This is a genomic window from Rhodoferax sp. TS-BS-61-7, assembly GCF_002943465.1.
Lineage (GTDB): Bacteria > Pseudomonadota > Gammaproteobacteria > Burkholderiales > Burkholderiaceae_C > Allorhodoferax.
In genome coordinates this window covers 98,713-122,658 of sequence record NZ_PTQY01000002.1, presented here as the reverse complement: position 1 = coordinate 122,658, position 23,946 = coordinate 98,713, and the positions used below count along the sequence as shown (strand labels likewise).

25 protein-coding genes are annotated in these 23,946 nt (G+C 63.1%); 16 read left to right on the top strand and 9 right to left on the bottom strand.

Annotation, left to right across the window (positions count from 1 at the left end):
* Positions 1-35: 35 nt before the first annotated feature.
* The 10 genes from C5F53_RS06400 (at position 36) to tolA (ending at position 8,253) form a co-directional block, all read left to right on the top strand.
* Entirely contained in the window at positions 36-713 is a 678-nt protein-coding gene (locus C5F53_RS06400; protein ID WP_105260545.1) for a response regulator transcription factor, read from the top strand.
* A 1-nt stretch (position 714) separates the two neighbouring features.
* The gene (locus tag C5F53_RS06395; protein ID WP_105260544.1) at positions 715-2,136 is read left to right on the top strand and encodes a sensor histidine kinase; all 1,422 of its coding nucleotides are present in this window, start codon (positions 715-717) and stop codon (positions 2,134-2,136) included.
* A gap of 6 nt (positions 2,137-2,142) precedes the next feature.
* The gene (locus C5F53_RS06390; RefSeq protein WP_105260543.1) at positions 2,143-2,544 is read left to right on the top strand and encodes an RNA-binding S4 domain-containing protein; all 402 of its coding nucleotides are present in this window, start codon (positions 2,143-2,145) and stop codon (positions 2,542-2,544) included.
* Between the two features lie 191 nt (positions 2,545-2,735).
* Complete coding sequence (gene ribBA / locus C5F53_RS06385; protein ID WP_105260542.1) at positions 2,736-3,851, top strand: bifunctional 3,4-dihydroxy-2-butanone-4-phosphate synthase/GTP cyclohydrolase II; 1,116 nt, start codon at positions 2,736-2,738, stop codon at positions 3,849-3,851.
* A 64-nt stretch (positions 3,852-3,915) separates the two neighbouring features.
* Positions 3,916-4,383, top strand: coding sequence for a 6,7-dimethyl-8-ribityllumazine synthase (gene ribH / locus C5F53_RS06380; RefSeq protein WP_105260541.1), 468 nt, complete (start codon positions 3,916-3,918; stop codon positions 4,381-4,383).
* Positions 4,383-4,922 carry a transcription antitermination factor NusB gene (gene nusB / locus C5F53_RS06375; RefSeq protein WP_105260540.1) on the top strand — a complete coding sequence of 180 codons (540 nt, stop codon included), beginning with the start codon at positions 4,383-4,385 and terminating at the stop codon, positions 4,920-4,922. The genes ribH and nusB overlap by 1 nt, the downstream gene beginning before the upstream one ends.
* Before the next feature lie 18 nt (positions 4,923-4,940).
* Positions 4,941-6,128 (top strand): pyridoxal phosphate-dependent aminotransferase, encoded by a 1,188-nt coding sequence (locus C5F53_RS06370; RefSeq protein ID WP_105260539.1) that lies wholly within the window; start codon positions 4,941-4,943, stop codon positions 6,126-6,128.
* 14 nt (positions 6,129-6,142) lie between these two features.
* Positions 6,143-6,844, top strand: coding sequence for a protein TolQ (gene tolQ, locus C5F53_RS06365; RefSeq protein ID WP_105260538.1), 702 nt, complete (start codon positions 6,143-6,145; stop codon positions 6,842-6,844).
* Between the two features lie 21 nt (positions 6,845-6,865).
* Complete coding sequence (locus tag C5F53_RS06360; protein WP_105260537.1) at positions 6,866-7,312, top strand: biopolymer transporter ExbD; 447 nt, start codon at positions 6,866-6,868, stop codon at positions 7,310-7,312.
* 5 nt (positions 7,313-7,317) lie between these two features.
* Complete coding sequence (gene tolA, locus C5F53_RS06355; RefSeq protein WP_105260536.1) at positions 7,318-8,253, top strand: cell envelope integrity protein TolA; 936 nt, start codon at positions 7,318-7,320, stop codon at positions 8,251-8,253.
* Between the two features lie 69 nt (positions 8,254-8,322).
* Here the strand turns inward: tolA and dnaE are convergent, their stop codons facing one another.
* Positions 8,323-11,889 carry a DNA polymerase III subunit alpha gene (gene dnaE / locus C5F53_RS06350; protein ID WP_105260952.1) on the bottom strand — a complete coding sequence of 1,189 codons (3,567 nt, stop codon included), beginning with the start codon at positions 11,887-11,889 and terminating at the stop codon, positions 8,323-8,325.
* 124 nt (positions 11,890-12,013) lie between these two features.
* Here dnaE and C5F53_RS06345 point away from each other — a divergent pair, with 124 nt between their 5' ends.
* On the top strand, positions 12,014-12,430 hold the full coding sequence (locus C5F53_RS06345; protein WP_105260535.1) for a hypothetical protein: 417 nt from the start codon (positions 12,014-12,016) through the stop codon (positions 12,428-12,430).
* An 18-nt stretch (positions 12,431-12,448) separates the two neighbouring features.
* Entirely contained in the window at positions 12,449-13,207 is a 759-nt protein-coding gene (locus C5F53_RS06340; RefSeq protein ID WP_105260534.1) for a sulfurtransferase, read from the top strand.
* A 5-nt stretch (positions 13,208-13,212) separates the two neighbouring features.
* Here the strand turns inward: C5F53_RS06340 and C5F53_RS06335 are convergent, their stop codons facing one another.
* From C5F53_RS06335 to C5F53_RS06315, 5 genes are all read right to left on the bottom strand, one after another.
* The gene (locus tag C5F53_RS06335; RefSeq protein WP_105260533.1) at positions 13,213-14,031 is read right to left on the bottom strand and encodes a DUF2145 domain-containing protein; all 819 of its coding nucleotides are present in this window, start codon (positions 14,029-14,031) and stop codon (positions 13,213-13,215) included.
* Positions 14,031-14,480, bottom strand: coding sequence for a hypothetical protein (locus tag C5F53_RS06330; RefSeq protein WP_105260532.1), 450 nt, complete (start codon positions 14,478-14,480; stop codon positions 14,031-14,033). The genes C5F53_RS06335 and C5F53_RS06330 overlap by 1 nt, the downstream gene beginning before the upstream one ends.
* A gap of 117 nt (positions 14,481-14,597) precedes the next feature.
* Positions 14,598-15,149: a flavodoxin family protein gene (locus C5F53_RS06325; protein ID WP_105260531.1), complete on the bottom strand. Its 552-nt coding sequence runs from the start codon at positions 15,147-15,149 to the stop codon at positions 14,598-14,600.
* 73 nt (positions 15,150-15,222) lie between these two features.
* The gene (locus C5F53_RS06320; RefSeq protein ID WP_105260530.1) at positions 15,223-15,633 is read right to left on the bottom strand and encodes a DoxX family protein; all 411 of its coding nucleotides are present in this window, start codon (positions 15,631-15,633) and stop codon (positions 15,223-15,225) included.
* A 34-nt stretch (positions 15,634-15,667) separates the two neighbouring features.
* Positions 15,668-16,369 carry a pirin family protein gene (locus tag C5F53_RS06315; protein WP_105260529.1) on the bottom strand — a complete coding sequence of 234 codons (702 nt, stop codon included), beginning with the start codon at positions 16,367-16,369 and terminating at the stop codon, positions 15,668-15,670.
* A gap of 120 nt (positions 16,370-16,489) precedes the next feature.
* Here C5F53_RS06315 and C5F53_RS06310 point away from each other — a divergent pair, with 120 nt between their 5' ends.
* From C5F53_RS06310 to gluQRS, 3 genes are read left to right on the top strand one after another with little or no spacing between them, the layout of a single operon-like run.
* Positions 16,490-17,431 (top strand): LysR family transcriptional regulator, encoded by a 942-nt coding sequence (locus C5F53_RS06310; RefSeq protein WP_105260528.1) that lies wholly within the window; start codon positions 16,490-16,492, stop codon positions 17,429-17,431.
* A gap of 60 nt (positions 17,432-17,491) precedes the next feature.
* Positions 17,492-18,535, top strand: a complete 1,044-nt coding sequence (locus tag C5F53_RS06305) for an NAD(P)/FAD-dependent oxidoreductase (RefSeq protein WP_146097310.1) — start codon at positions 17,492-17,494, stop codon at positions 18,533-18,535.
* Entirely contained in the window at positions 18,532-19,515 is a 984-nt protein-coding gene (gluQRS, locus tag C5F53_RS06300; protein ID WP_236635270.1) for a tRNA glutamyl-Q(34) synthetase GluQRS, read from the top strand. Before C5F53_RS06305 ends, gluQRS begins: the two co-directional genes overlap by 4 nt.
* On the opposite strand, the gene C5F53_RS06295 is transcribed toward gluQRS, so the two are convergent.
* The 3 genes from C5F53_RS06295 to C5F53_RS06285 all read right to left on the bottom strand — a co-directional run bounded on the left by C5F53_RS06295 (position 19,507) and on the right by C5F53_RS06285 (position 22,831).
* On the bottom strand, positions 19,507-21,681 hold the full coding sequence (locus C5F53_RS06295) for a transporter substrate-binding domain-containing protein (RefSeq protein WP_146097309.1): 2,175 nt from the start codon (positions 21,679-21,681) through the stop codon (positions 19,507-19,509). The two genes, gluQRS and C5F53_RS06295, sit on opposite strands and share 9 nt — an antisense overlap.
* 65 nt (positions 21,682-21,746) lie before the next feature.
* Positions 21,747-22,388, bottom strand: a complete 642-nt coding sequence (locus tag C5F53_RS06290; protein WP_105260526.1) for a glutathione S-transferase family protein — start codon at positions 22,386-22,388, stop codon at positions 21,747-21,749.
* Between the two features lie 11 nt (positions 22,389-22,399).
* Positions 22,400-22,831: a GNAT family N-acetyltransferase gene (locus tag C5F53_RS06285; protein ID WP_105260525.1), complete on the bottom strand. Its 432-nt coding sequence runs from the start codon at positions 22,829-22,831 to the stop codon at positions 22,400-22,402.
* Positions 22,832-23,120: 289 nt separating this feature from the next.
* Between C5F53_RS06285 and C5F53_RS06280 the strand changes: the two genes are divergently transcribed.
* On the top strand, positions 23,121-23,558 hold the full coding sequence (locus C5F53_RS06280; RefSeq protein WP_105260524.1) for a hypothetical protein: 438 nt from the start codon (positions 23,121-23,123) through the stop codon (positions 23,556-23,558).
* Positions 23,559-23,946: the final 388 nt, after the last annotated feature.

Here is a 23,946-nt window from a genome sequence, read left to right as displayed (position 1 = left end):
GTCAAACGGCTGTCCAAACGCCTAGGGAAAACCCCATGCACCTGCTGCTCATCGAAGACGACCCCGCCCTGCACACCACCTTGCAGCGCAGCCTGGTGCGCGCGCAGATGCGGGTCGATGTGTGCAGCGACGGTCGCCTGGCGCTGCACCACTGGCGCAGTGCCGAGCCCGATGTGGTGGTGCTGGACCTGAGCCTGCCCGGTGTAGACGGGCTGGACATTCTGAAAGCCGCACGCGCCGAGGGCCTGGGCACCCCGGTGCTGATCCTGACCGCCCGCGGCACCGTGGGCGACAAGGTGTTGGGCCTGAATGCCGGGGCCGACGACTACCTGCCCAAGCCCTTTGACCTGGACGAACTCGAAGCCCGCGTGCGCGCCCTCTACCGCCGCCACGCGGGTAACACGCCCAGCGCCAGCCCCGACCTGCAATTGGGTGCCCTGCGGCTGGACAAGGCCAACGGCGCGCTCTACCACCGCCACCAGATCCTGGACCTGAGTCCGCGCGAGCTGGCCCTGGTGGCCGCACTGATGGCGCGGCCCGGCCACGCGGTGAGCAAGGAGCGCTTGTTTGAGGTGGTGTTTCCGGGCGAGGTGGACGTGCAGTTTGAAGCGATTGAAGTGGTGGTGTACCGCCTGCGCAAAAAACTGGCCGCCACCGGTGTAGGCCTGGTCACCCTGCGCGGCCTGGGTTATTTGCTCAAGGCCGAGGGCTGATATGGCCCCCAACCACCGCACGCCCCTGTCCCTGCGGCGCAGCTTGCTGCTGGGCATCTTGCTGCCGATCGTGCTGTTTGTGGTGGTGGACACCATCAGCCTGTACCGCCAGGCACTGGGCGCCGTCAACACCGCCTACGACCGCACGCTGCTGGCCTCGGCCAAGGCGATTGGTGAGCTGCTGGACATTGAGGGCGACGGCGCCCAGGCCCGGCTGCGCGCCCAGGTGCCCTACTCGGCGCTGGAGGCTTTTGAGGCCGACAACCGCAGCCGCATGAGTTACCGCATTTCGGATGCGCGCGGCCAGTGGATCGACGGGGCCGAAGATCTGCCGGCCTGGCGTGGCACCCTGCCCAACCAGGGACCGTATGCGGCGCTGGTGGACTTTTACGACGACAGCTTCCGCGGCGACCCGGTGCGCGTGGCCGTGCTGCTACAGCCTGTGGCCACGCGGCGCGAACGCACCATGGCCATGGTGCAGGTGGCCGAAACGCTGGAGCTGCGCCGCACGCTGGCGCGACAAATCCTCATCGACACCCTGCAGCGCCAGGCCATTCTCATCACCGTCATTACCGCCGTGGTGCTGGTGGTGGTGCAGCGGGTGACCCGCCCGGTGCGCCGCATGAGCAGCGAACTGCAGCAACGCCCCGAAGACGACCTGACCCCGCTCAATGCCAGCCACCTGCCACTGGAAATTCGCCCACTGACCGAGGCCACCAACCAGGTCATGCAGCGCCTGCAGCACCTGCTGGACCACCAAAAACGTTTTGTGCGCGACGCCGCCCACCAGCTGCGCACCCCACTGGCCGTGCTCAAGGTGCAGGTGCAGTCAGCCCTGCGCGGCGATGTGGCGCCTATCGTTGCCCTGCAGGAGATCCAGACCACGGTGGACCGCGCCACCCAGCTGGCCAACCAGATGCTGTCGCTGGCCAAGGTGGAGCAGGTCAAGCAGCAGCAGGATTTCGCCACCATGGACTGGACCGAACCGCTGCGCGCCGTGGCGCTGGATGTGTCGGCCCTGATTGCCGAGAAAGACCTGGACTTTGAGATCCGCACCGAGCCCAGCCTGGTGCATGCCCACGAATGGATGCTGCGCGAAATGGCGCGGAACCTGCTGCACAACGCCATCCGCCTGAGCCCGCGCGGCGGCCGCTTGAGCGTGCATTTGCAGCCCCTGGGCGATATGGCCGAGCTGCACATCGAAGACAGTGGCCCCGGCATCTCTGACGAGCTGCGCCTGCGCCTGTTCCAGCCTTTTGCCGCGGGCCACGCCCATTCGGGCTCCGGCCTGGGCCTGACCATCACACGCGAAATGGTCAAAGCGCTCGGCGGCAGCATCACCCTCACCAATCTGTACGAACAGGGCTTGTGCGTGGGTCTGGACGCCTGTGTACGATTACCCCTCCAATCCCCGCCCACCTGAATCCGCATGGACAGCACCCGCATCGACAAATGGCTCTGGGCCGCACGTTTCTTCAAGACCCGCGCACTGGCCACCGACGAGGTCAACAAAGGCCATGTGCAGATAGCGCAGCGCGACATCAAACCGTCCAAGGACATCCGGGCCGGTGATGTGCTGACCATTTGGCAGGCCAAGGTGCCGCGCACCGTGGTGGTCAAAGGGATCAGCGACCAGCGTGGCCCGGCCCCCGTGGCGCAGCAACTGTACGAAGAAACCCCCGAAAGCGTGGCCCAACGCCACAAGATGGCCGAGCAGAACCGCCTGGCTGCCGAGCCCGCCCATGCCATTGAACATGGCCGCCCCACCAAACGCGAGCGCCGTGCACTGGACAAGGGCTGGGGTACGCGCTGGAGCGCATCCGTGGACTAAGCCCCCACGCTCCGCCGCTGCGCGGGTCGCTGCCCCCCAAGGGGGCGCGTTTAAGCTTGGGGCGGCCCGGCGCTGAAACCTGATCCATTGCCCTTGTGCCGGGGCTTGCCTTGGGGTTTGCGGCGATAATCGGGGACACGCCTGCCATCGGCACGGCCTTGTTGGACCGCTCTTTTGAAAGTACTTTGCGCATGACCGCCTTCTCCCCCGTCCCCATTTCCCCGGTTGAAGACATCGTCGCCGACATGCGCGCAGGTCGCATGGTCATCCTGGTGGACGAGGAGGACCGCGAAAACGAGGGCGACCTGGTCTTGGCCGCCGACCACGTCACCCCCGACGCCATCAATTTCATGGCCAAGTTTGGCCGCGGCCTGATCTGCCTGACGCTGACACGCGAACGCTGCGAGCTGCTCAAGCTGCCACCCATGGCCACGCGCAACGGCACCAAACACAGCACCGCCTTCACCGTCTCCATCGAAGCTGCCGAGGGCGTGACCACCGGTATTTCTGCCGCCGACCGCGCCCGCACCGTCCAAGCTGCCGTGGCCAAGGGTGCCGTGGCCAACGACCTGGTGCAACCCGGCCACATCTTCCCGCTGCAGGCAGTGGATGGCGGCGTGCTCATGCGCGCTGGCCACACCGAAGCCGGTTGTGACCTATCGGCCATGGCCGGCTGCACACCTGCCGCCGTGATCTGCGAGATCATGAAGGACGACGGCACCATGGCCCGCCTGCCCGACCTGCAGCTGTTTGCCGCCGAACACGGCCTGAAGATCGGCACCATTGCCGACCTGATCGAACACCGCAGCCGCAACGAATCGCTGATCGAAAAGCTGGGCGTGCGCCCCATGCAAACCGCATACGGCGAATTCACCGCCCACGCCTTCCGCGACACCACCGGCCAGGGCGTGCACCTGGCGCTGGTCAAGGGCAGTTGGACGGCCGACACTGTGGTCCCCGCCCGTGTGCACGAGCCGCTGTCGGTGCTGGATGCGCTGGAAATCAACCGCTCCATGCACAGCTGGAGCCTGGACACCGCGCTGGCCCACATTGCCAAAGAGGGCAAAGGCGTGCTGGTGCTGCTGAACTGCGGCGAAAGCGGCGAGCAGCTGCTGGCCCAGTTTGACGGCACGGCCCGTGCATCCCAAGCGCCCGAGCGTGGCCGCATCGACCTGCGCACCTACGGCATTGGCGCGCAAATCCTGCTGCAATGTGGTGTGCACAAGGTGCAACTGATGGGCAGCCCACGCCGCATGCCCAGCGTGACCGGCTACGGCCTGGAAATCACCGGCTACATCTGCAAATAAACAAGCACATAACTTTGCGGGACAGATCGTTAACGCTGTCCCCCACTTGAAAGGGAAATTCACCATGTTTGGCGCAGACAAAGGCACCACCACCGAAGACCGTTTGAACGGTAAAAAACTCTCCATTGGCATCGTCCAGGCGCGTTTCAACGCCAGCGTGACCGACGCGCTGGCAGCCGCCTGCAAGGCCGAGCTGCTGGCCCTGGGCGTCTCCGACAAGGACATTGACCACGTGACCGTGCCCGGCGCGCTGGAAGTACCAGTCGCCCTGCAAGCCATGGCCGAAAAAGGCAAGTACGACGCGCTGGTGGCCTTGGGCTGCATCATCCGCGGCGAGACCTACCACTTTGAGCTGGTGGCCAACGAGTCCGGCTCCGCCGTAACGCGCCTGGCGCTGGACTACCAACTGCCCATCGCCAACGCGATTTTGACCACCGAAGACATGCCCCAGGCGATTGCCCGCCAGGACGAAAAAGGCCGCGACGCGGCCCGTGTAGCCGTCGAAATGGCCAACCTTCTGGAAAGTATTTGATGAGCGACACCCCTTCTTCCTCTGCAGCCAAGCGCCCGCCCCGCCAGTCCCGCACCGGGCTCACGGCCACGGGTGCGCGCAAGGCGGCTGGCAAGTCCAACCGCACGCGGGCACGCGAATTCGCGCTGCAAGGCCTCTACCAAAGCCTGGTGGGCCGCAATGCGGTGGACGACATTGACCCGTTCACGCGCGACCTGGCCGGTTTCAACAAGGCCGATGCAGCCCACTTTGACGCGCTACTGCACGGCTGCGTGGAGCACGGCGAGGCCATGGACGCGCTCATCGCCCCCCTGCTGGACCGCCCCTGGGGCGAGATTTCACCCGTCGAACACGCGGTGATGTGGATTGGCGTGTACGAATTCCAGCACTGCCTGGATGTGCCCTGGCGTGTGGTGCTGAACGAATGCGTGGAACTGGCCAAGGAGTTTGGCGGTACCGACGGCCACAAGTACGTGAACGGCGTGCTCAACGGCCTGGCACCCAGCCTGCGCGCCGCCGAGGTGGAAGCCGACAAGGCCAAGAAACCCCGCAAAGCCTGACACGCCCCCGCCCCACCCATGCAGATATCGTCTCGCGCAAAGAACATTGAACCGTTTTATGTGATGGAGGTGGCCAAGGCCGCTTCCACCCTGGGCGCCCAGGTGGCACACACCGATGCGCCCATGGTGTTCCTGAACATTGGCGAGCCCGATTTCACCGCACCACCGCTGGCGCAAGAAGCCGCCGAACGTGCCGTGCGCAATGGCCATTCCCAGTACACACCGGCCCTGGGCCTGCCGCAGCTGCGTGAACGCATCAGCGCTTGGTACAGCAGCCGCTTTGGCGTGCAGGTGCCGGCCAGCCGCATTGTGGTGACCGCAGGTGCATCGGCTGCGCTGCACCTGGCCTGCCTGGCATTGATTGAATCGGGCGACGAAATTTTGATGCCCGACCCGAGCTACCCCTGCAACCGCCACTTTGTGAGTGCGGCTGAGGGCAAAGCGGTGCTGATTCCCACCACGGCGGAAGAACGCTTCCAGCTCAGCGCGGCCAAGGTCGAAGCGGCCTGGGGCCCGCGCACACGTGGCGTGCTGCTGGCCTCGCCCTCCAACCCCACCGGCACGTCCATCCACCCGGATGAGCTGCGCCGCATCCACCAGGTGGTGCAGGCCAAGGGCGGTATCACGTTGATCGACGAGATTTACCTGGCGCTGAGCCATGACGCGCAGTTTGGCCAGACCGCGCTGGCGCTGGACGACCAGATCATCAGCATCAACAGCTTCAGCAAGTACTTCAACATGACCGGTTGGCGCTTGGGCTGGATGGTGGTGCCCGAGGTGCTGGTGCCCGTGGTGGAGCGCCTGGCGCAAAACCTGTTCATCTGCCCCAGCACCATTGCGCAGCATGCCGCGCTGGCCTGTTTTGAGGACGCGAGTATTGCGCTGTACGAGCAGCGTCGCGCCGAGTTCAAGGCGCGGCGTGACTATTTCATTCCAGCGCTCAATGACTTGGGCCTGAAAGTGCCCGTGATGCCCGATGGTGCGTTTTACGCCTGGGCCGACTGCTCGGAACTTTGCCAAAAACTGGGCATCAAGGACAGTTGGGACTTTGCCTTTGAGGTAATGAACCGCGCCCATGTGGCCATCACCCCTGGGCGAGACTTTGGTACTGCACAAACCGCCCAGTTTGTCCGTTTCTCCACCGCCAGTTCGATGAAACAATTGGAAACAGCGATTGCCCGTTTGCGTGCGATGCTCGTGACCTGACCACCTGAACCTTCCTGATGAACCAAGACCTCTCCATCCTCCATTTGGTCCTCAACGCCAGCATCGTGGTGCAGGCCGTCATGTTGCTGCTGATGCTGGTATCGATTTCCAGCTGGGCCGCCATCTTCCGCAAGCTGTTTGCACTGAACCGCGTGAAGGCACAAAACGAAGCTTTCGAGCGCGAGTTCTGGTCCGGCTCCAGCCTCAACGACCTGTTCACCGCGGCCAGCAAAAACGCCCAACACTGCGGCCCCATGGAACGTATTTTTGCCAGCGGCATGCGCGAGTTTCAAAAGCTGCGCGAGCGCCGCGTGGCCGATGTGGGCACGCTGATGGACGGTGCCCGCCGCGCCATGCGCGCGAGCTTCCAGCGCGAGATGGACTCGGTGGAGAGCAACCTCTCCTTCCTGGCCTCGGTCGGCTCGGTGTCGCCCTATGTAGGCCTGTTTGGCACCGTGTGGGGCATCATGCACGCCTTCACCGGCCTGGCCTCACTGCAGCAGGTCACGCTGTCCACCGTGGCTCCCGGCATTGCCGAAGCGCTGGTGGCCACCGCCATCGGCCTGTTTGCCGCCATCCCGGCCGTGGTGGCCTACAACCGCTTCGCGCGCGACCTGGACCGCATTGCCATCCAGCAAGAGACCTTCATCGAAGAGTTCTCCAACATCCTGCAGCGCAACGTGAGCGCGCAGGCCTCTGCCCCGGCTGCCCGCTAAGCCACCGCAAGGAACCCACCCATGCCCGCAGTAGCCGGACGCGGCCGAGGCCGCCGCACCATCAACGAGATCAACATGGTGCCTTTCATCGACGTGATGCTGGTGCTGTTGATCATCTTCATGGTCACCGCCCCGCTGATCACGCCCAGCATGATTGACCTGCCCAGCGTCGGCAAGGCCGCGCGCCAGCCCGACCAGATCATCCAGATCGTCATTGGCAAAAACGACAAGCTGGAAATGAAGGTGAAAGAACAAACCACGCCCCTGGTGCTCAAGGACCTGGCCGCTGCCGTCCAGCGTGCACAAGGGGGTGCCCAGGGCGCCAAAGGCGGCACCGCGGCTGCCAACTCGGCCGTGGTCATCAGCGCCGATAAGGCGGTCAAATACGAAAGTGTGGTCCAGGTCATGGACACCCTGCAGCGCGCGGGCATCCAGCGCGTGGGCCTCTCGGTGCAACTGGCCAACTGACCCCCATGAGCGGCACCCGCCACCTGGAATTTGCCCCGCCCGCCACACCCGGCATGGTGCGGGCCGTGTTGCTGGCCCTGGTAGCCCACTTGGCGCTGGTGGCCGTGTTGGCCATTGGTGTGGCCTGGAAGCGGGAGACACCGCCCGTGGCCGTGGAGGCCGAGCTGTGGGCCACCGTGCCACAAGAGGCAGCCCCCCTTCCCCCCGAGCCGGAACACGAGCCACCAGAACCGGAACCCGAGCCGCCGCTTCCTGTTCGCCCCGCGCCGCCACCGGCTCCGCCCGTGGTGGACACGCCCAAGGCCGCCGACATCGCCCTGGCCAAAGAGAAGGAAAAGGCCCGCCTGCAGAAGGAGAAAGAGCTGCAGCAAGCCAAGCTGGAACAGGAGCGCAAGGCGCAGCAGGACAAACTGCAGCGTGACAAGCTGGCGCAAGAGAAACAGCGCAAGGAACAGGAAACCAAAGTCGCCCGCGAGAAGGCGGAAAAAGCAGAGAAGGCCGACAAGGCCAAAGCTGAAGCCCTGGCCAAACAAAAAGCCACCAAGGCCGCGGAGCTTGCGGCCCAGAAAAACCGCGATGACCAGCTCAAACGCATGGCCGCGCTGGCCGGTGGCGAGACCACAGGCTCGGGCGGCGCCGGCAGTGCCGCCAAAAGTGCAGGCCCCGGTGCCAGCTACTTCGGTCGGGTGGCGGCACGTATCAAACCCAATGTCACGTACACCGACATCATTTCGGGCAACCCCATCACCGAGATTGAAGTCTCGCTCAGCCCCAGCGGCGATATCCTGAGCCGGCGCATCAGCAAACGCAGCGGTAACACCGCGTGGGACAACGCGGCCCTCAACGCCATCGACAAGACCGAAAAGCTGCCCCTGGACAACGGCAAGGTCTGGTCACCACTGGTGATTGTGCTCTCACCCCAAACGCTGCTGGGCCCCTGAGGCATACAGAGCGCTATTTATTTGATAGCTGCTCGCGCAATATCCACGGGGGCTAGAGGCCTAAAAGGCTTATAAATCGTAGACGATGGCAGCTTTGCCCTGGTAAGCCTGCCCCCGCCAGCTGGCCAGGGCCGCGTCACTCGGGAAAAACTTGGCCCGCTCATCCAGGTGCAGGTCCACCGCAGCGCCCGCCACCTCACCCTCGGGCGTCAGGCACTGCAGTTGCAGGCGTACCGGCAGGCCACGCACCAGTTCACCCTGCTCCGACATTTCCCGCACCGCCGGAAACTCGCGCACCATGGCGTGTAAATCGGGTGCGCGTTGTTGCCCATCGAGCTGCACCGCCACACGCAGGAACTTGCCAAAGCGGCAACGCGCCTCTTCAAGCCCCCACAGCTGCTGCACCACAAACCGCGCCGCAAAGCCGTTGCGCCCCTGCTGCAGGCGGCCGCTCACGATGACCAGGGTGTCGTCTTGCAGCAGATGGCGGTAGGTGGTCAGCATGGCTTCGTCAGCCGTGGCCTCGATGGCCGCAGACTTGTCGTCCAGCGTGAAGATGCCCACCTTGCCGCGGTTGCCGTTGATGACCTTGAAACCGCTGATGATGCCGGCCAGCACCTGCGGCTCGCGGGTTTCCAGCACCTCCTCAATCGGCCGTTTGGCAAACCGGCGCACTTCCAGCGCCATCTCGTCAAACAGGTGGCCCGAGAGGTAAAACCCGACCGCCGACTTTTCCTGCGTCAGCTGCTCGCGCACGCCCCAGGGCAGCACTTCCACCAGATCGGGTTCCTGGGTGCTTGAGCCATGGTCGTCCTCGCCGCCCATGTCAAACAGGCCGTGCTGGTTCGCATTGGCGGCGCTGGCCGCGGCAAAGTCGAAAGCGCGGTCCATGCTTTCCACCAGGGAGGCCCGATTCAGGTGGATGGTGTCAAAGGCGCCGGCCTTGATCAGCGCCTCCACGCAGCGTTTGTTCAGGCGCGTGCGGTCTACGCGACGTGCAAAGTCAAACAGGCTCTTGAAGGGGCCCGCCTCTTCGGTCGGGCCACGGCCTTCGCGTGCCGCCACGATGGCCAGAATGGCCTGTTCACCGGTGCCCTTGATGGCGCCCAGGCCGTAGCGGATTTCCTTGTTGGAGATGGGCTCAAACCGGTAGAAGCCGCGGTTGATGTTGGGCGGCTCGAAGCTCAGGCCCATGGTCTCGGCGTCTTCAAACAGCACCTTCAGCTTGTCGGTGTCGTCCATTTCCACCGTCATGTTGGCGCAGAAGAACTCGGCCGTGTAGTGCACCTTGATCCAGGCCGTGTGGTAAGCCAGGAGCGAGTAGGCCGCGGCATGTGACTTGTTAAAGCCATAACCCGCAAACTTCTCCATCAAGTCAAAAACTTCATCGGCCTTTTCTTCGCTGATGTCGTTTTTGGCCGCACCGGCGCGGAAGATGGCACGGTGTTCGGCCATCTCTTCGGCCTTCTTCTTGCCCATCGCGCGGCGCAACATGTCGGCGCCGCCCAGCGAGTAGCCGCCCAAAATCTGGGCGGTCTGCATCACCTGCTCCTGGTAGACCATGATGCCGTAGGTCTCGGACAACATCTCGGCCACCAGCGGGTGTGGGTACTCGATCACCTCTTTGCCGTGTTTGCGCGCCACAAAGCTGGGGATCAGGTCCATGGGGCCCGGGCGGTACAGCGCGTTCAGCGCAATCAGGTCTTCCAGGCGGCTGGGTTTGGCGTCCACCAGCATGCGCTGCATGCCCACGCTTTCAAACTGGAACACGGCCTCGGTCTTGCCCTCACTGAACAGCCGGTAGACCTTGGCGTCATTCAGCGGCAGGTTTTCGTAGGCAAAGTTCTCCTGGCCCGGGTGGCGCTTCATGATGAACTCGCGCGCGATCTCCAGGATGGTCAGCGTGGCCAGGCCCAAGAAGTCGAACTTCACCAGGCCAATCGCCTCCACGTCGTCCTTGTCGTACTGGCTCACGGCGGATTCGCTGCCAGGCTGCTGGTACAGCGGGCAAAAATCGGTCAGCTTGCCGGGGGCAATCAGCACCCCACCGGCGTGCATGCCGATGTTGCGGGTCATGCCCTCCAGCTTGCGGGCCAACTCCAGCAGGGTCTTGACGTCTTCCTCTTTCTCTTCGCGCTCGGCCAGCAGGGGCTCGGCCTCGCTGGCATAGACGTATTTGTCGTTTTTCTTGCCGTCCGTGGGCGGCAGCTGCAGCGTGACGTTGGTACCCGGCTTGTTGGGAATCAGCTTGCTGATGCCGTCGCAGAAGGTGTAGCTCATGTCCAGCACACGGCCCACGTCGCGCACCACACCGCGCGCGGCCATGGTGCCGAAGGTGGCAATCTGGCTCACGGCGTCTTTGCCGTATTTGTCCTTCACATAGTCAATCACCAGGTTGCGGTTGGTCTGGCAAAAGTCGATGTCGAAGTCGGGCATAGAGACCCGCTCGGGGTTCAAAAACCGCTCGAACAGCAGGTTGTACTGCAACGGGTCCAGGTCGGTGATCTTGAGCGCGTACGCCACCAGCGAACCGGCACCTGAGCCGCGGCCTGGCCCCACCGGGCAGCCGTTGTTTTTGGCCCAGTTAATGAAGTCGCCCACGATCAAAAAGTAACCAGGGAAACCCATCTTCAAAATGGTGGCCAGCTCAAACTCCAGGCGCTCCACGTAACGTGGCATCTGCGCCTCGCGTGCGTCAGCCTTCGGGTAGAGGTGCAACATGCGGTCTTTGAGGCCCTCAAACGACGCGTAGCGGAAATACTCCTCCGGCGACATGCGCTGGCCATTCACCTCGGGCGTGGGGAACACCGGCAGCTGCGGCTTGCCCAGCACCAGCGTCAGGCTGCAGCGTTTGGCAATCTCCAGCGTGTTGGCAATGGCCGACGGAATGTCGGCAAACAGCGCCTCCATCTGCGCCGCACTCTTGAAATACTGCTCGCGTGTGAAGCGGCGCACGCGTTTGGGGTTGCTCAGGATCTCGCCATCGGCAATACACACACGGGCCTCGTGCGCCTCAAAGTCGTCAGGCTCGGTGAACTGGATGGGGTGCGTGGCCACTACCGGCAGCATCATGCGGGCGGCCAGTTGCACCGTGGCCACCACATGGGCCTCGTCATCGACCCGGCCGGCGCGCTGCACCTCCAGGTAAAAGCGGTGCGGAAACACACCGGCCAACTGCATGGCGGCTTCGTAAGCACGGTCGGTGTCGCCCTGCACCAGCGCCTGGCCTACCGGGCCCGCCTGTGCACCGGCCAGGCAGATCAGGCCCTCGTGCAGCTCCTTGAGCCAGGCCATCTTCACCACGGCCTGGTTTTTCACTACGTTTTGGGTGAAGGCGCGGGCAATCAGCTCCGAGATGTTGAGGTAGCCCTGCTTGTTTTGCACCAGCACGATGACGCGCGACACCGCGGCGGGGTCGGTACCCAAGCCTTCGATGATGAGCTCGGCCCCAATGAGGGGCTTGACGCCCTTGCCACGGCCTTCCCGGTAAAACTTGATGGCACCGAACAGGTTGTTCAGGTCGGTGATGGCCATGGCCGGCTGTCCGTCCTTGGCTGCGGCCTTGACCACCTCGTCAATACGGTTGGTGGAATCCACCACGGAAAATTCGGTGTGCAGGCGCAGGTGTACAAACATGGCTTGATTGTAGTTTTGCCAACGCCGCGACCAGGGCACAGGGGCACTGCCTTGCGTCACAATGACACTGCAGGAGACAAAATAAGCGGGAACACCCGCCTCGACCCGATTTGGAGCAAGAAACATGGCGACACCCGCCTTCCGCCCGCACGGTACTGCCCTGGTAGAACTGTCCGACGCCATCCTGACGGTCCACATGCGCGGCGACTGGAACGCAGAAATGCGCAGCCAGACATCCCAACAAATGCGGCAGTACGCCCCCGCGCTGAATGCGGCTGGCCCCTGGGCCATCTGCAACATCCTGCATGACACCCTGGTCTACAGCGAAGCGCTGTACACCAGTGCCCGCCAAGACTACGCGTCTCGCCCGGCTGCATCACGCCTGCAGGCAGTGGCTTTTGTGATTGGCCCCGCTGTGGAGGGCGCCACCTTGCTCAAGCCGCGTTTTGAGACCCTGCTGGACGGCGTGATAGACGCCCGGGTGTTTGCCGACACCGAAGGCGCACGCCAATGGCTGCTGCAGCAACTGGCCCGCGCCTGACAATCTTAAAATCAGGGGGTGAACACCATCCTGAACATCTCCACCTACAAATTCGTACCCATCAGCGATGCACCCGCATTGCGCGAGCTGCTGCAGCAGCGTGCTGTGGCGCTCCAGCTCAAGGGCACCATCCTGCTGGCCGAAGAAGGCATCAATCTGTTCCTGGCTGGCCCGGCCGACGCGGTGCGCGGTTTTGTGGCCCAGCTGCACACCGATGCCCGTTTTGCCGACATCACCCCCAAAGAGAGCTGGTCCGATACCCAGCCGTTCAAGAAGATGCTGGTCAAGGTCAAGGGCGAGATCATCCGTATGAACCACCCCGCCATCCAGCCGGCCCAGGGCCGTGCGCCGGCCGTGGCCCCAGCCACCGTGAAGCGCTGGCTGGACCAGGGCCACGATGACGAAGGCCGCCCGGTGGTCACCTTGGACACACGCAACGACTTTGAGGTGGACGAAGGTACGTTTGACGGCGCCATCGACTGGCGCATCACCAAGTTCACCGAATTCCCCGATGCGCTGCGCAGCCACCTGAACGACCTGAAAGACAAAACCGTGGTGAGCTTTTGCACCGGCGGCATCCGCTGCGAGAAGGCCGCCATCCTGATGCGTGAAGAAGGGCTGGAGCACGTCTACCAGCTCGAAGGCGGCATCCTCAAGTACTTTGAGGAAACCGATGGCAGCCACTACCACGGTGGCTGTTTTGTGTTTGACGAACGGCGTGCGCTGGGCGCCGACCTGCAAACCGTGGGTTTGCAGACCGAACCATCAGCGTCCTGACACGCTCACCGCTGCGTCACCAGCGGCTTGTCGACCAAGCCAGCACGCAGCATCCAGGCAAACACCGAATCCACGGTCACGGTCTCAATCTTGTCCGCATAACGCTTCACATCGGGGTGGTCGTCAAACGCCACATTCGCCTTGGTCATGCGCGCGCCCAGGCGGGTGAGCGCGGTAATGGTCAGGGTGCTGGGCTGGTAGTCCTGCTGCTGCAACCAGGCCTGGGCCTGCAGCCGGTCCAGCACCGGGGCCTTGCCGTCGGCCGCCAGGGCCAGGGCCAGCGTTTCAATCGCCCACTGGTTGGACTGCTGGTATTTTTGTGCCCAGGGGTAACTCACCATGTTGTAGGGCTTGTGGTGCAGCTGCAGGGCCTGTTTCTCGTCCAGCAGCACGGCCAGCAGGCGCTTTTGCACGGCGTCGGTGGGCACCAGCCAGGCCGCCTCGTACTGCCACAGATCGTCCATAAAAAATTCGCCCAGGCCCTGGCGGTAAATGGCCGATTCGGCCGTGCCGCATTGGTTGAGCTTGTGCAACACGCGCCACACCTGGCCACCCTGCCCGTCCGGCTGCTGGTAGGCAAACCCCAGGTGCGAGTAACGAATGCCGTATTTGCTCAAGTCCTGCCCGGCACGGGCCATCACCACCACCTTGGCACCGCTGGCGTCCAGCGTTTTCAGGGTGCTGAGGGCCAGGCCCAGCGAACGCTCCACCGTGGCCACCTTCAGGGCCTGGGGTTCGTTGCAGGGCCGGCCCGCCTGGGCCGGGGCCAGTGCCCCCAGCCCCAGGGCAAGCGCCACCACCCCACGGCATGCGGCGCTGCGCATCAGCGGCTCACACGTTCGTTGTGCAACAAGGCCTTGCCAATTTCATTGGGAATAAAGGCAATCACCGTGCCGGCCACCGACAGCACCACACCTGCACCAATCACGCTGACCGTGACCACGGTGCCCACGGCTGTGGAGGCACCACTGGCCACCTTGCCCGACACCTCCACGCTGGCGCGGGCGCCGTCGGATACACGTTCCAACAGGTAGACGGTGCCCTTGGCAGAGGCTTCCACGCCCTTGACCACCAGCACCGCACCGGCGCTAGAAAAAGCCACAGGAACCGCCACCACCGCGCCCGCACTGGCCCCTACCACCGACGCCAGTGGCATGGCCGACACGGCGCTCAGGGCCGATGCATCGGTTTGCGCTTGGGCATGAAATGAGGCTGTAGCCCCCATAGACATTGCGCAAGCAGCTAGCAAAGAGATAGCACGACGGTATTGCATAAGAGGAAAAACCTCGGGTTGCTGGCAAAAGTGCCGCAGCCATCTTAGCAAGCCGCATGCAAAAACCCAGGCCGGTGCCGCTGCACCGGGCCTGGGTTTCACAAGAGCAAAAGCCGCTTAACCGCGCTTGCCCGCCAGCGCAGCAATACGCTCGCCATACTTGCGTCCGGTTTCCAGATCACCGGGGTTCATCTCGTCGGCACTGGCGTCACCCGGGGTCTGGGCAATCGGGCCGGCGTTGGACGCCAGGTAGTTCAGGTCGGCGCGCTGGGAACCCTTGTGGTTGTTGTAGGCCATGCCGGTGCCGGCCCACAGGCCGCCGTGTTGCATGGCCAGGGTCATGAAGTAGTGCAGCGTGGAGTGTTTGTCGCCGTCCACGTTGGCGCTGTTGGTAAAGCCGCCAAAAATTTTGTCTTTCCAGGCCTGGACATACCAAGGCTTGCTGGAGGCGTCAGCAAACTTCTTGAACTGCCAGCTCACGCTGCCCATGTAGGTGGGCGAGCCAAAGATGATCGCGTCGGCCGCGGCCAGGGTGTCCCAGGCGGCTTCGGGCACATTGCCGTCGGCGTCGATGGTGATCAGGTCCGCCGCTGCGCCCTGTGCCACCGACTGCGCCAGGCGCTGCGTGTGACCGTAACCGGAATGAAATACCACTGCTACTTTTGCCATGTCAAAGCTCCTTGATAAAGGTGAAAGTTAAGGCGAAACAAGAGGGGCCCGCAGCGTGCGGGCTCCAGGGGGATTACTTGCCGCGCTTGGCGTCCAGGCTCAGCGCGCCGGGGCCAAAGGCCGTCAACATTAACAGACCACCCACGATGGCGATGTTTTTCATGAACATGATTTGTTGTATCTGCGCAGCTTCGGGGGCGGCGGCCCAGAAGGCGTGGAAAAACACACCCGCGGCCAGGGTGAACACAGCCAACACCAGTGCAGCCAAGCGGGTCTGCAAGCCCAGCAGCAGCGCAATGCCACCGCCCGCTTCGGCCACGATGGCCAGCACTGCGCCGACTACGGGCAGCGGCAAGCCGACCGAGCCGATGTAGCCCACGGTGCCGGCAAAGCCCGCAATTTTGCTGATGCCAGCAGGCACAAACAAGGCTGCCAACAGAATGCGCGCGGCCAGGGCCAGGGGGTTTTGGAATTTGTCAAACATGAGGATCTCCTTCGTTGGTTAAAGAACTAAAAAATCAGGCTTCCAGGTCAAACACCAAGACTTCGGCGTTGGACCCTTGGGCCAGGGTAATGCGGCTTTCGCCCTCAAGCAGCGCCGCATCACCCGTCGTGAGCTTGGCGCCATTCACTTCCACACCGCCACGCAGCACCTGCACATAGGCTTTGCGGGCGGGGTCCAGGGCCAGTTCGGCACTCTCGGCACCATCAAACAGGCCGCTGTACAGCTTGGCATCGGCGTGGATCAGCACGCTGTTGTCCGCACCGTCGGGCGACGCGACCAGCCGCAGCTTGCCTTGTTTCTCGGCAGTGTCAAAACTCTTCTGCTCATAGCTGGGCGGGATGCCGCGCACATTGGGCTCGATCCAGATCTGGAAGAAGTGTGTGGTCTCGCCCTGGGCGTGGTTGAACTCGCTGTGCTGCACACCGCTGCCCGCACTCATGCGCTGCACATCACCGGGCGGAATACCCTTGACGTTGCCCATGCTGTCCTTGTGCGCCAGGTTGCCCGACATCACGTAGCTGATGATTTCCATGTCGCGGTGGCCGTGGGTACCAAAGCCGGTGCCGGGGGCAATGCGGTCTTCGTTGATGACGCGCAGGTTGCCCCAGCCCATGTGGGCAGGGTCGTAGTAACCGGCGAACGAAAAGCTGTGGAACGACTTCAGCCAGCCATGGTCGGCTTGGCCGCGGTCTTGGGATTTGCGTAAGGTCAACATAGCGGTGTCCTTTCTCTGTGTGTCTTGCTGATGGGTTGAACTTTAGGCCTCGGAACAGTGTTTTCCATCCACGCTGTTTGATGGCATCATTCAAACCAATTCAACATAAAGGCCTGCTTCATGCAAAACGCCCGCGACTTTTTGACTCCCGACGCGCTCTCCATGCTGCAGACCATTGCGGTGGCCGGCAGCTTTGCCGCCGCGGCGCGCGAAATGGGCATGGTGCCCAGCGCGCTGACCTACCGGGTGCGCCAGATCGAGGACGCGCTGGACGTGCTGTTGTACGACCGCAGCTCGCGGCAGGCCAAGCTGACCGAGGCCGGGGCCGAGCTGCTGCGCGAAGGTGCGCGCCTGCTCGAAGAAATTGATGCGGTGGCCAACCGCGTCAAACGTGTGGCCACGGGCTGGGAGCCGCAGCTCACCATTGCCATCGACACCGTCATCTCCAAACCCACCATGATGGAGCTGTGCGAGAGCTTTTTCAGCCAGTCGCCCCCCACCCGCATCCGCCTGCGCGAGGAAACGCTGTCGGGCACGCTCGAAGCCCTGACCCGCGGCCAGGCCGACCTGGCCATTGGCGTGGGCCCAGACTCGGCGCGTACCGCCGGGGTGCACAGCAAACCCCTGGGCCACATCACCTTTGTGTATGCCGTGGCCCCCCACCACCCGCTGGCCAACGCGCCCGAGCCGCTCAGCGACGAGGTGATCCAGAAACACCGTGCCGTGGCGGTGGCCGACTCCATCAGCCGCGGTTTGGGCCAGACCTTTGGCCTGCTCAGCGGACAAGATGTATTCACCGTGCCCACCATGCACGCCAAGCTGGACGCACAACTGCGTGGCCTGGGCGGTGGCAACCTGCCACGCTGCATGGCCGACAGCTACATCGAAACCGGCCGCCTGGTGGTGAAAAAGACCGAGCGCGCCCAGCGCCAGGTGCCGCTGCACTACGCCTGGCGCCTGAGCAAAACCACCCAGCAGGGCAAGGCACTGCAGTGGTGGCTGAGCCAACTGGAAAGCCCGGCCACACGCGACGCGCTGCTGGAAGAACACCGCAACGCGTAAGCCCGTGGGGCCCGGCCAGCGTGTATAAAGAGACCACTACAACTATTGGAGATTGCGCCCATGACCACTTCCAAACACATCGCTATCGTGGGCGCCGGCATGGCCGGTATCGCTTGTGCACGCACGCTGGTGCAAGCAGGCCACCGGGTGACCGTGTTTGACAAAAGCCAGGGCTTGGGCGGGCGCATGTCCACGCGCAGCAGCGCGTTCGGCACCTTTGACCATGGCGCGCAGTATTTCACCGTGCGCGATGCACGCTTTGAGCTGGCCCTGCAAACCACCGCCGGCCTGTGCCGCCCTTGGAGCGCCAACACCGTGCGTGTGCTGGACTCCCACGGCCGCGTGGCCGCTGCCGGCCTGCCGGCACGCGAGCCGCATTGGGTGCCCTCGCCCGGTATGAACGCGCTGGTGGGCGCATGGGCCAAGCCGCTGGTGGACGCAGGCAACGTGGAATTGCAAACCCGCGTCATGGGCATTGCGCCCGACGCCCTCAACAAAAACCAATGGCAGCTGCGCACCACCGGTGCCGACGACAGTAGCCATGTGTACAGCGGTTTTGACGCCGTGGTGCTGGCCATCCCCCACCCGCAGGCCCAGGCCCTGCTGGCCACCACCCCCAAGGGTGAGGCGCTGGCCAAGAAAACCACCAAGGTGTCAGTGGCCCCGTGCTGGACACTGATGCTGGCCTTCCCGCAGGCCGTGCAACCCGGCCTCACCACCTTGGGCCCGCAGTGGAACGCGGCGCGCAGCACCCACCACCGTATTGCCTGGCTCACACGTGAATCGAGCAAACCGGGCCGTGGCCGCGTGGAGCGCTGGACCGTGCAAGCCAGCGCCGCCTGGTCACAAGAACATTTGCAAGACAACCCCGCCCGCGTGCAGGCCAAACTCATCAAGGCCTTCTCCGAGATCACTGGCATCCGCGCCGAACCGGCCCACGCCGATGTGCACCGCTGGATGTACGCCAAGACCGAACAGCCCCTGGGCCACAGCCACCTGCTGGACGCCAAGGCCGGCCTGGGCGTGTGCGGCGACTGGTGCCTGGGCCACCGCGTGGAAGATGCCTTTGTGTCAGGCCTTGAACTGGCACTCTCGATGGCGTGAACAGCCGTTTGACCTACCGAGGGCGATTCGCGCCCTCCCCCACGGGCCCGCTGCATGCGGGCTCGCTCGTTGCGGCGCTGGCCAGTTGGCTGGATGCGCGGGCGCATGGCGGGCAGTGGCTGGTGCGCATCGAAGACGTGGACACACCGCGCTGCATACCGGGTGCCGACCAGACCATCTTGCAGCAACTGGCCGCCTGCGGCCTGCACCCCGACGAACCGCCCGTGTGGCAAAGCCAGCGCAACAACCTGTACCAACAAGCGCTGGAGCAACTGATTGCCGCCGGCCTGGCCTATGCCTGCGCCTGCTCGCGCAAAGACATTGAACAAGCGCTGGCCGTGCGGGGCGATGGCAAGCCGCGCCACGGCGAACTGGTCTACCCCGGCACCTGCAGACCCGAGCAAGGCGGCCTACACGGCAAGCCCGGTCGTGCCTGGCGCCTGCGCACTGATACCGCTATTTTTAAGCCAAATTGGCCTCTAGCGCTTATGGATATTGCGCAAGCAGCTCCTGAATTCATAGCAAATAACGCCCAGCTACTGCACTGGACCGACCGCCGCCTGGGCCCACAAAGCCAGCATGTGGAACAGGCGGTAGGCGACTTTGTGCTCAAACGCGCCGATGGCCTGTGGGCCTATCAGCTAGCGGTGGTGGTGGACGATGCGGCACAAGGCATCACGCATGTGGTGCGCGGTGAAGACCTGGCCGACAACACGGCGCGGCAAATTGGGCTGCAGCGCGCGCTGGGCCTGCCCACCCCGCACTACCTGCACACGCCGCTGGTTCTGGGCCCCAACGGCGAAAAACTCAGCAAACAAAACGGCGCTACCGCACTGGACACCGCCACACCCCAGGCTGCGCTGCAAGCCCTGCAGCAGGCCGCACAGGCGCTGGGCCTGCCGCCAGGCGCCGGCACACACACGCCAGACCACCTAGCAAGCTGGGTGCAAGCATGGCGCCTGGCCACCGCCTCAGGCTGAGGGTTCGGGCGCAGGATCCTCTAGGTCCGAACGCCGCTTTTTCATCAGCGCCTTGGCCTGGTACATGCACTGGTCAGCCTGCGCAATGCACTGCGCCAGGGGTTGCTCTGCATTCGCACGCATGGCGTGGCCCAGCGCGGCGCTGGGGGCGCCCCAGGCATCCGGCGCGGCTGGCAGCCGGGCACCCAGGCAGCGCTGGCGCAGCCCCTCCATGCCCGCCAGGGCCTGGGCTTCGCTGGTAGCGGGCAGCACGATGAGGAACTCGTCACCCCCCATGCGGAAGAAATGCCCCTCGGGCCACTGCTCACGCACCAAGCCCGCAAACAGCAGCAGCAAGGCGTCACCCGCGGCGTGGCCGTAGCTGTCGTTCACACGCTTCAGGTTATTCAAGTCGGCCACCACCACGGCCTGCGGGTAGTCGGGCCGCAGCGCCTGCTCGGCCCGGTCGCTGAAGTAGTTGCGGTTGTGAAAGCCGGTCAGGGTGTCGGTGTACAGAAAATGCTCGCGCTCGGTCAAAAACTGGGTGCGGGCCTTTTGCTCGGCCAGCTTGCGCACCACCTTGATGACCAGCATCAAAATGCCCAGCAAGGCCGCCAGCAAAAACGCCACGATCAGGATCAGCCGCCGGTTGGCCTCGTTGCGCAGGGCCGGCACGCTCTGGATGCCGGCGTACTTGGCGTCCTCAAAGCGGATCAGCGGAATCACCTTGTCCATGATGGACGCCAGCTCGGGCTGGCGCCGGCTCACGCCAAAGTACACAAACGAGTCTTTGGAGGTGTTGCCGCGTTTCACCACGTCGGTGTAGCCCAGGCCGTTGATGTAGAACTCCACCACCGTGGGGTTCTCGATCATGTAGGCCACCTCGCCATTGCGCACCAGGCGCAGCGATTCCATGATGTCTGCGGTGCGCACGATCTGCGGGTTCTTCAGGTTCTTGCGCAGGTACTCCTCGTGCCAAAAACCGTCAATCACCGCCACCCGTTGCCCGTCCAGCCCGTACACATCCTGCACCGGCGCGCTGCTCTTGAGGCCCACGATGATGTCGCGCTCGGTGCTGATGGCGTGGGGAAACACAAAGTCTTTGAGCCGGTCTTCGGTCTTGGCCATGTTGGCCACGTCCACACCGCCCTTGCGCGCCTTGTCCATGATGTCGGCAAAGGTGCCACTGACCACCTCAAAGCGGATGCCCACCGTGTCGCCAATGCGCTGCAACATCTCGCCGGCAATGCCGCGGTACTCGCCTTTGTCGTAGTAGTCGAAAGGCAGGTAGTCCTCGGCCACGCCCACCACGGCGGTGCCGCTTTTCTCCAGCCAGCGCAACTCGGCCTCGCTCAGGCGCAGGATCTTGCGGTTGTACAGGCGCTGCGCCTTGGCTTTCACCTCCTGAATGACGGCCTCGCGCTGGGCAATGTAGCGGTCCAACAGGCCTGCCAGAAGCTGCTGGTCCCGGGCCACGGCCAGGGTCATGTCCGAGGTGATGGCGCGCAGCTCTGCCACTAGGGCCAGCTTGGGGTGGGCGTACAAAAATTCATACTCCAACCCGCCCCCCGCGGTCACAAAGCCGTCCAGCTCGCCGCGCTCCAGCGCCTTCAGGCCCGCCTCCTGTTCGTCAAACTCCACGCTCTGCACATGGATGTTCGGAAACTCCAGCGGCAGCTGCCCGATGACAAAGTCATTGCGAATAAAACCCACACGTTTGCCATCCAGGTCGCCCAGCGTCTGCACCGCCGTGTCGTTGCGTGCAAACACGGTGTAGGGGTACTTCCAGACCGGGCGGGTAAACCGCATGATGCGTTCGCGCTCGGGCGTGGCGTTAGCGCCGTAGAGGATGTCGATGTCGCCCGCAACAAAGCGGTTGTAAGCATCATCCCAGCCCTTGACCTGGGCTGGAACCACATGAAGCCCCAACTGGGCCTGCATGTCCTTGAGCAGGTCGTGCAACAGGCCCACGCGGTGGCCCCGGAATTCAAAACTGTCCATACCCGCAAACGGATCAAAACCCACCGTGTACGTCTTGCCGCGGTGCGCTGCCAGCCAAGCCTGCTCATCCACGTTCAGCTGCAACCCGGGCGCTGCGTGCGCCTGCCCCACCAGCACGCAGCTAGCCAGCAGCAGGCAAATGCGCAAACCGGTCGACCAGCCCTGAAGCACACGAAGCAGGAACACGACAACCCTCCCGAAGTGAAGCGAATTGTGAACGCCGCCCTAGCTTACGTGCAAATGCCCCGGCATCACCACTTGGGCAGTATGCGGTCGCCAGGCATCAGGTCGTAGGGCGCCACCCAGCCGGGCAAGGCCTGCATGCGCGCGACCCAGGCTGCCACATGCGGGTAGCGGTTCAGCAGGTCCAGCCCGTTTTCTTCCTCGGGGTAAAACGCGTAGCCGCTCAGCGAGAAGTCGGCAATCGTGGGGGCGTTGCCCACCATAAACGGTGTCTTGGCCAGGTGTTTGTTGACGATGTCGTAGGCCACTTCCAGCCGGCCCTTGAGCCAGGCCATCACGGCCGGGTCGGGTGCCACCGGGCCAAACGATTTGCTAAAACGGTAACTGGCGAAGTAGCTGGTGAACTTGTGGTTGTCAAACAAAATCCAGCGCAGCACCTCCAGCTTTTCCTCAGGTGTGGTGCCGCCATACGCGCCGTGTTTGTCCGCCAGGTAGCTGAGGATGGCACCGGACTGCGTGATGCGGCGTGTGCCGTCTTCCAGAATCGGCGCCTCGCCCATTTCATTGGTGGCCTCGCGCCACGCGGGGTCGCGTGAGGCCCCGTTCATGAAGTCCACAAACACTGGCTCGTAGGCCTGGCCCAGCGCACGCAGCAAAAAAGCCACCTTGAAACTGTTGCCCGATTGGGCGAAGCAATGCAATTTGTACATCCGGACTTCCTTTAGTTTTCGTCGATATAACCACGCTCGGCCGCAGTCTGCGTGTCCTGAAAAATGGCCATGGCTGTGCGCATGCGGCGAAAACCGAACTTGCGGTAGAAGGGCTCCTTGCCCGGCACCGCATAGAGAATGATTTTCTTGTGCCCCTGCGACAAGGCTACCAGCCGTGCCACGATCTCCTTGCCCAAACCTGTGCCCTGGTGGCTGGGCAACAGCGCCACGTCGCAAACATAGGCGCAGTCCACACCATCGGCCAGCACGCGGCCCACGCCTACCAGCGCGCCATCGTCATACACAAAGCAACGGAACAAGCTGTTGCCAAAGGCCGTTTTCAGCCCCTCGGGCGTCTTGTTGCCCAAAGGGGCTGCACGGTAGAGCGCGGCGAGTTCGTCCCAGTCCAGGGAGTCGGTGGAATCAGACCAGTGGTATGTCATGGGGGGCCATCTCAGGAGTTCGCGTTGTCAACTTCGTTCTGTTTATCTTCACACGATTTGCTGGCATGGATGGCTTCCACCTAGCGTGTGTAGTGAATATTGAACATTCTCAATCGACCCAAAGCGGTCTTCTGCACTCCCGAAATACCTGCCCGAAAGCAGACATCCGATCTGATACAAATGAGGTGCGCCTGCCGAGGTCGCCTATGCGGCGTCAGCAGTCATTCGGCGACATGGCTCAGTTGTAGGATTCCGATGACGTTTCCAAACATTATTCTTTAGGCCTTAAATGAAGCGCGATATCTGGGGTGTTTTTCACGACGGTGTGCTGAAGTACATCGACGGCAGCGTTCCAGGAACGCTAATACTTGAGGTCGAGATCGAGTATCTACGTGGCATGTTCGATGAGCCGGGAATTTCATTCCGAATCGAACTAACAGGCTACACCAAGGTTGTCTACAGCGAGTACGACGAAAAGCCAACTCAAGACATAACGAAGATCCAAGAGCGAGAGCCTGAAATTCTTTATGTCACCTCCGAGCAGCCGCTGCTTCTCGACTGCGTCATGGGAACTCTTGAGCTTGAATACGATGCTATGCGTGTCATGCTTCCGTCGGAAGTTGAGGTCAGTTACGAGTCCCTAGTCTCGGCCAGTGATACATACTGGAGCGAATTGAGTGTGAGGTCCAAAGGTGATGCACAACCCTTCAATCGAGAGGACAAATAGCGGCGGGTCGCGCCTTAGTACTTTTGCCTACGTACAGCCGCCGTTGTTTGCCTCTCATCTCAAACGTAATGACCGCTTTGGACCACTGCGAAAGACCGCAGTCAGTCTTTTGACGTCCCCGCTAGGCGGCGGAAGCGGACTGTCAATGAAGACACCGCGCGCTGGGTTATTGCAGGGTTCGGCCATTCCGTTATCACCATCAAATTGCATCCCACGTCAAAATGCGCAATGAAATCAAAGAGTTCCTGAGCTGGCGTTAACGGTGCTCATAAGCAAGCCGCCTTGTTCATAAGCAGGTTTGCAGGGTTTGGCCTCATTTTCATCGATGGCCACGCGGCATCGGGTCTGACTAATCGGATATAAATCAAGCACTTAAAGAATCCACGGG

Bases quoted from the DNA above. Each gene is read 5' to 3' on its own strand.
- C5F53_RS06400 (WP_105260545.1), top strand. From the start codon at position 36: ATGCACCTGCTGCTCATCGAAGACGACCCCGCCCTGCACACCACCTTG.
- C5F53_RS06395 (WP_105260544.1), top strand. From the start codon at position 715: ATGGCCCCCAACCACCGCACGCCCCTGTCCCTGCGGCGCAGCTTGCTG.
- C5F53_RS06390 (WP_105260543.1), top strand. From the start codon at position 2,143: ATGGACAGCACCCGCATCGACAAATGGCTCTGGGCCGCACGTTTCTTC.
- ribBA (WP_105260542.1), top strand. From the start codon at position 2,736: ATGACCGCCTTCTCCCCCGTCCCCATTTCCCCGGTTGAAGACATCGTC.
- ribH (WP_105260541.1), top strand. From the start codon at position 3,916: ATGTTTGGCGCAGACAAAGGCACCACCACCGAAGACCGTTTGAACGGT.
- nusB (WP_105260540.1), top strand. From the start codon at position 4,383: ATGAGCGACACCCCTTCTTCCTCTGCAGCCAAGCGCCCGCCCCGCCAG.
- C5F53_RS06370 (WP_105260539.1), top strand. From the start codon at position 4,941: ATGCAGATATCGTCTCGCGCAAAGAACATTGAACCGTTTTATGTGATG.
- C5F53_RS06360 (WP_105260537.1), top strand. From the start codon at position 6,866: ATGCCCGCAGTAGCCGGACGCGGCCGAGGCCGCCGCACCATCAACGAG.
- tolA (WP_105260536.1), top strand. From the start codon at position 7,318: ATGAGCGGCACCCGCCACCTGGAATTTGCCCCGCCCGCCACACCCGGC.
- dnaE (WP_105260952.1), bottom strand. From the start codon at position 11,889: ATGTTTGTACACCTGCGCCTGCACACCGAATTTTCCGTGGTGGATTCC.
- C5F53_RS06345 (WP_105260535.1), top strand. From the start codon at position 12,014: ATGGCGACACCCGCCTTCCGCCCGCACGGTACTGCCCTGGTAGAACTG.
- C5F53_RS06335 (WP_105260533.1), bottom strand. From the start codon at position 14,031: ATGCGCAGCGCCGCATGCCGTGGGGTGGTGGCGCTTGCCCTGGGGCTG.
- C5F53_RS06330 (WP_105260532.1), bottom strand. From the start codon at position 14,480: ATGCAATACCGTCGTGCTATCTCTTTGCTAGCTGCTTGCGCAATGTCT.
- C5F53_RS06325 (WP_105260531.1), bottom strand. From the start codon at position 15,149: ATGGCAAAAGTAGCAGTGGTATTTCATTCCGGTTACGGTCACACGCAG.
- C5F53_RS06320 (WP_105260530.1), bottom strand. From the start codon at position 15,633: ATGTTTGACAAATTCCAAAACCCCCTGGCCCTGGCCGCGCGCATTCTG.
- C5F53_RS06315 (WP_105260529.1), bottom strand. From the start codon at position 16,369: ATGTTGACCTTACGCAAATCCCAAGACCGCGGCCAAGCCGACCATGGC.
- C5F53_RS06310 (WP_105260528.1), top strand. From the start codon at position 16,490: ATGCAAAACGCCCGCGACTTTTTGACTCCCGACGCGCTCTCCATGCTG.
- C5F53_RS06305 (WP_146097310.1), top strand. From the start codon at position 17,492: ATGACCACTTCCAAACACATCGCTATCGTGGGCGCCGGCATGGCCGGT.
- C5F53_RS06290 (WP_105260526.1), bottom strand. From the start codon at position 22,388: ATGTACAAATTGCATTGCTTCGCCCAATCGGGCAACAGTTTCAAGGTG.
- C5F53_RS06285 (WP_105260525.1), bottom strand. From the start codon at position 22,831: ATGACATACCACTGGTCTGATTCCACCGACTCCCTGGACTGGGACGAA.
- C5F53_RS06280 (WP_105260524.1), top strand. From the start codon at position 23,121: ATGAAGCGCGATATCTGGGGTGTTTTTCACGACGGTGTGCTGAAGTAC.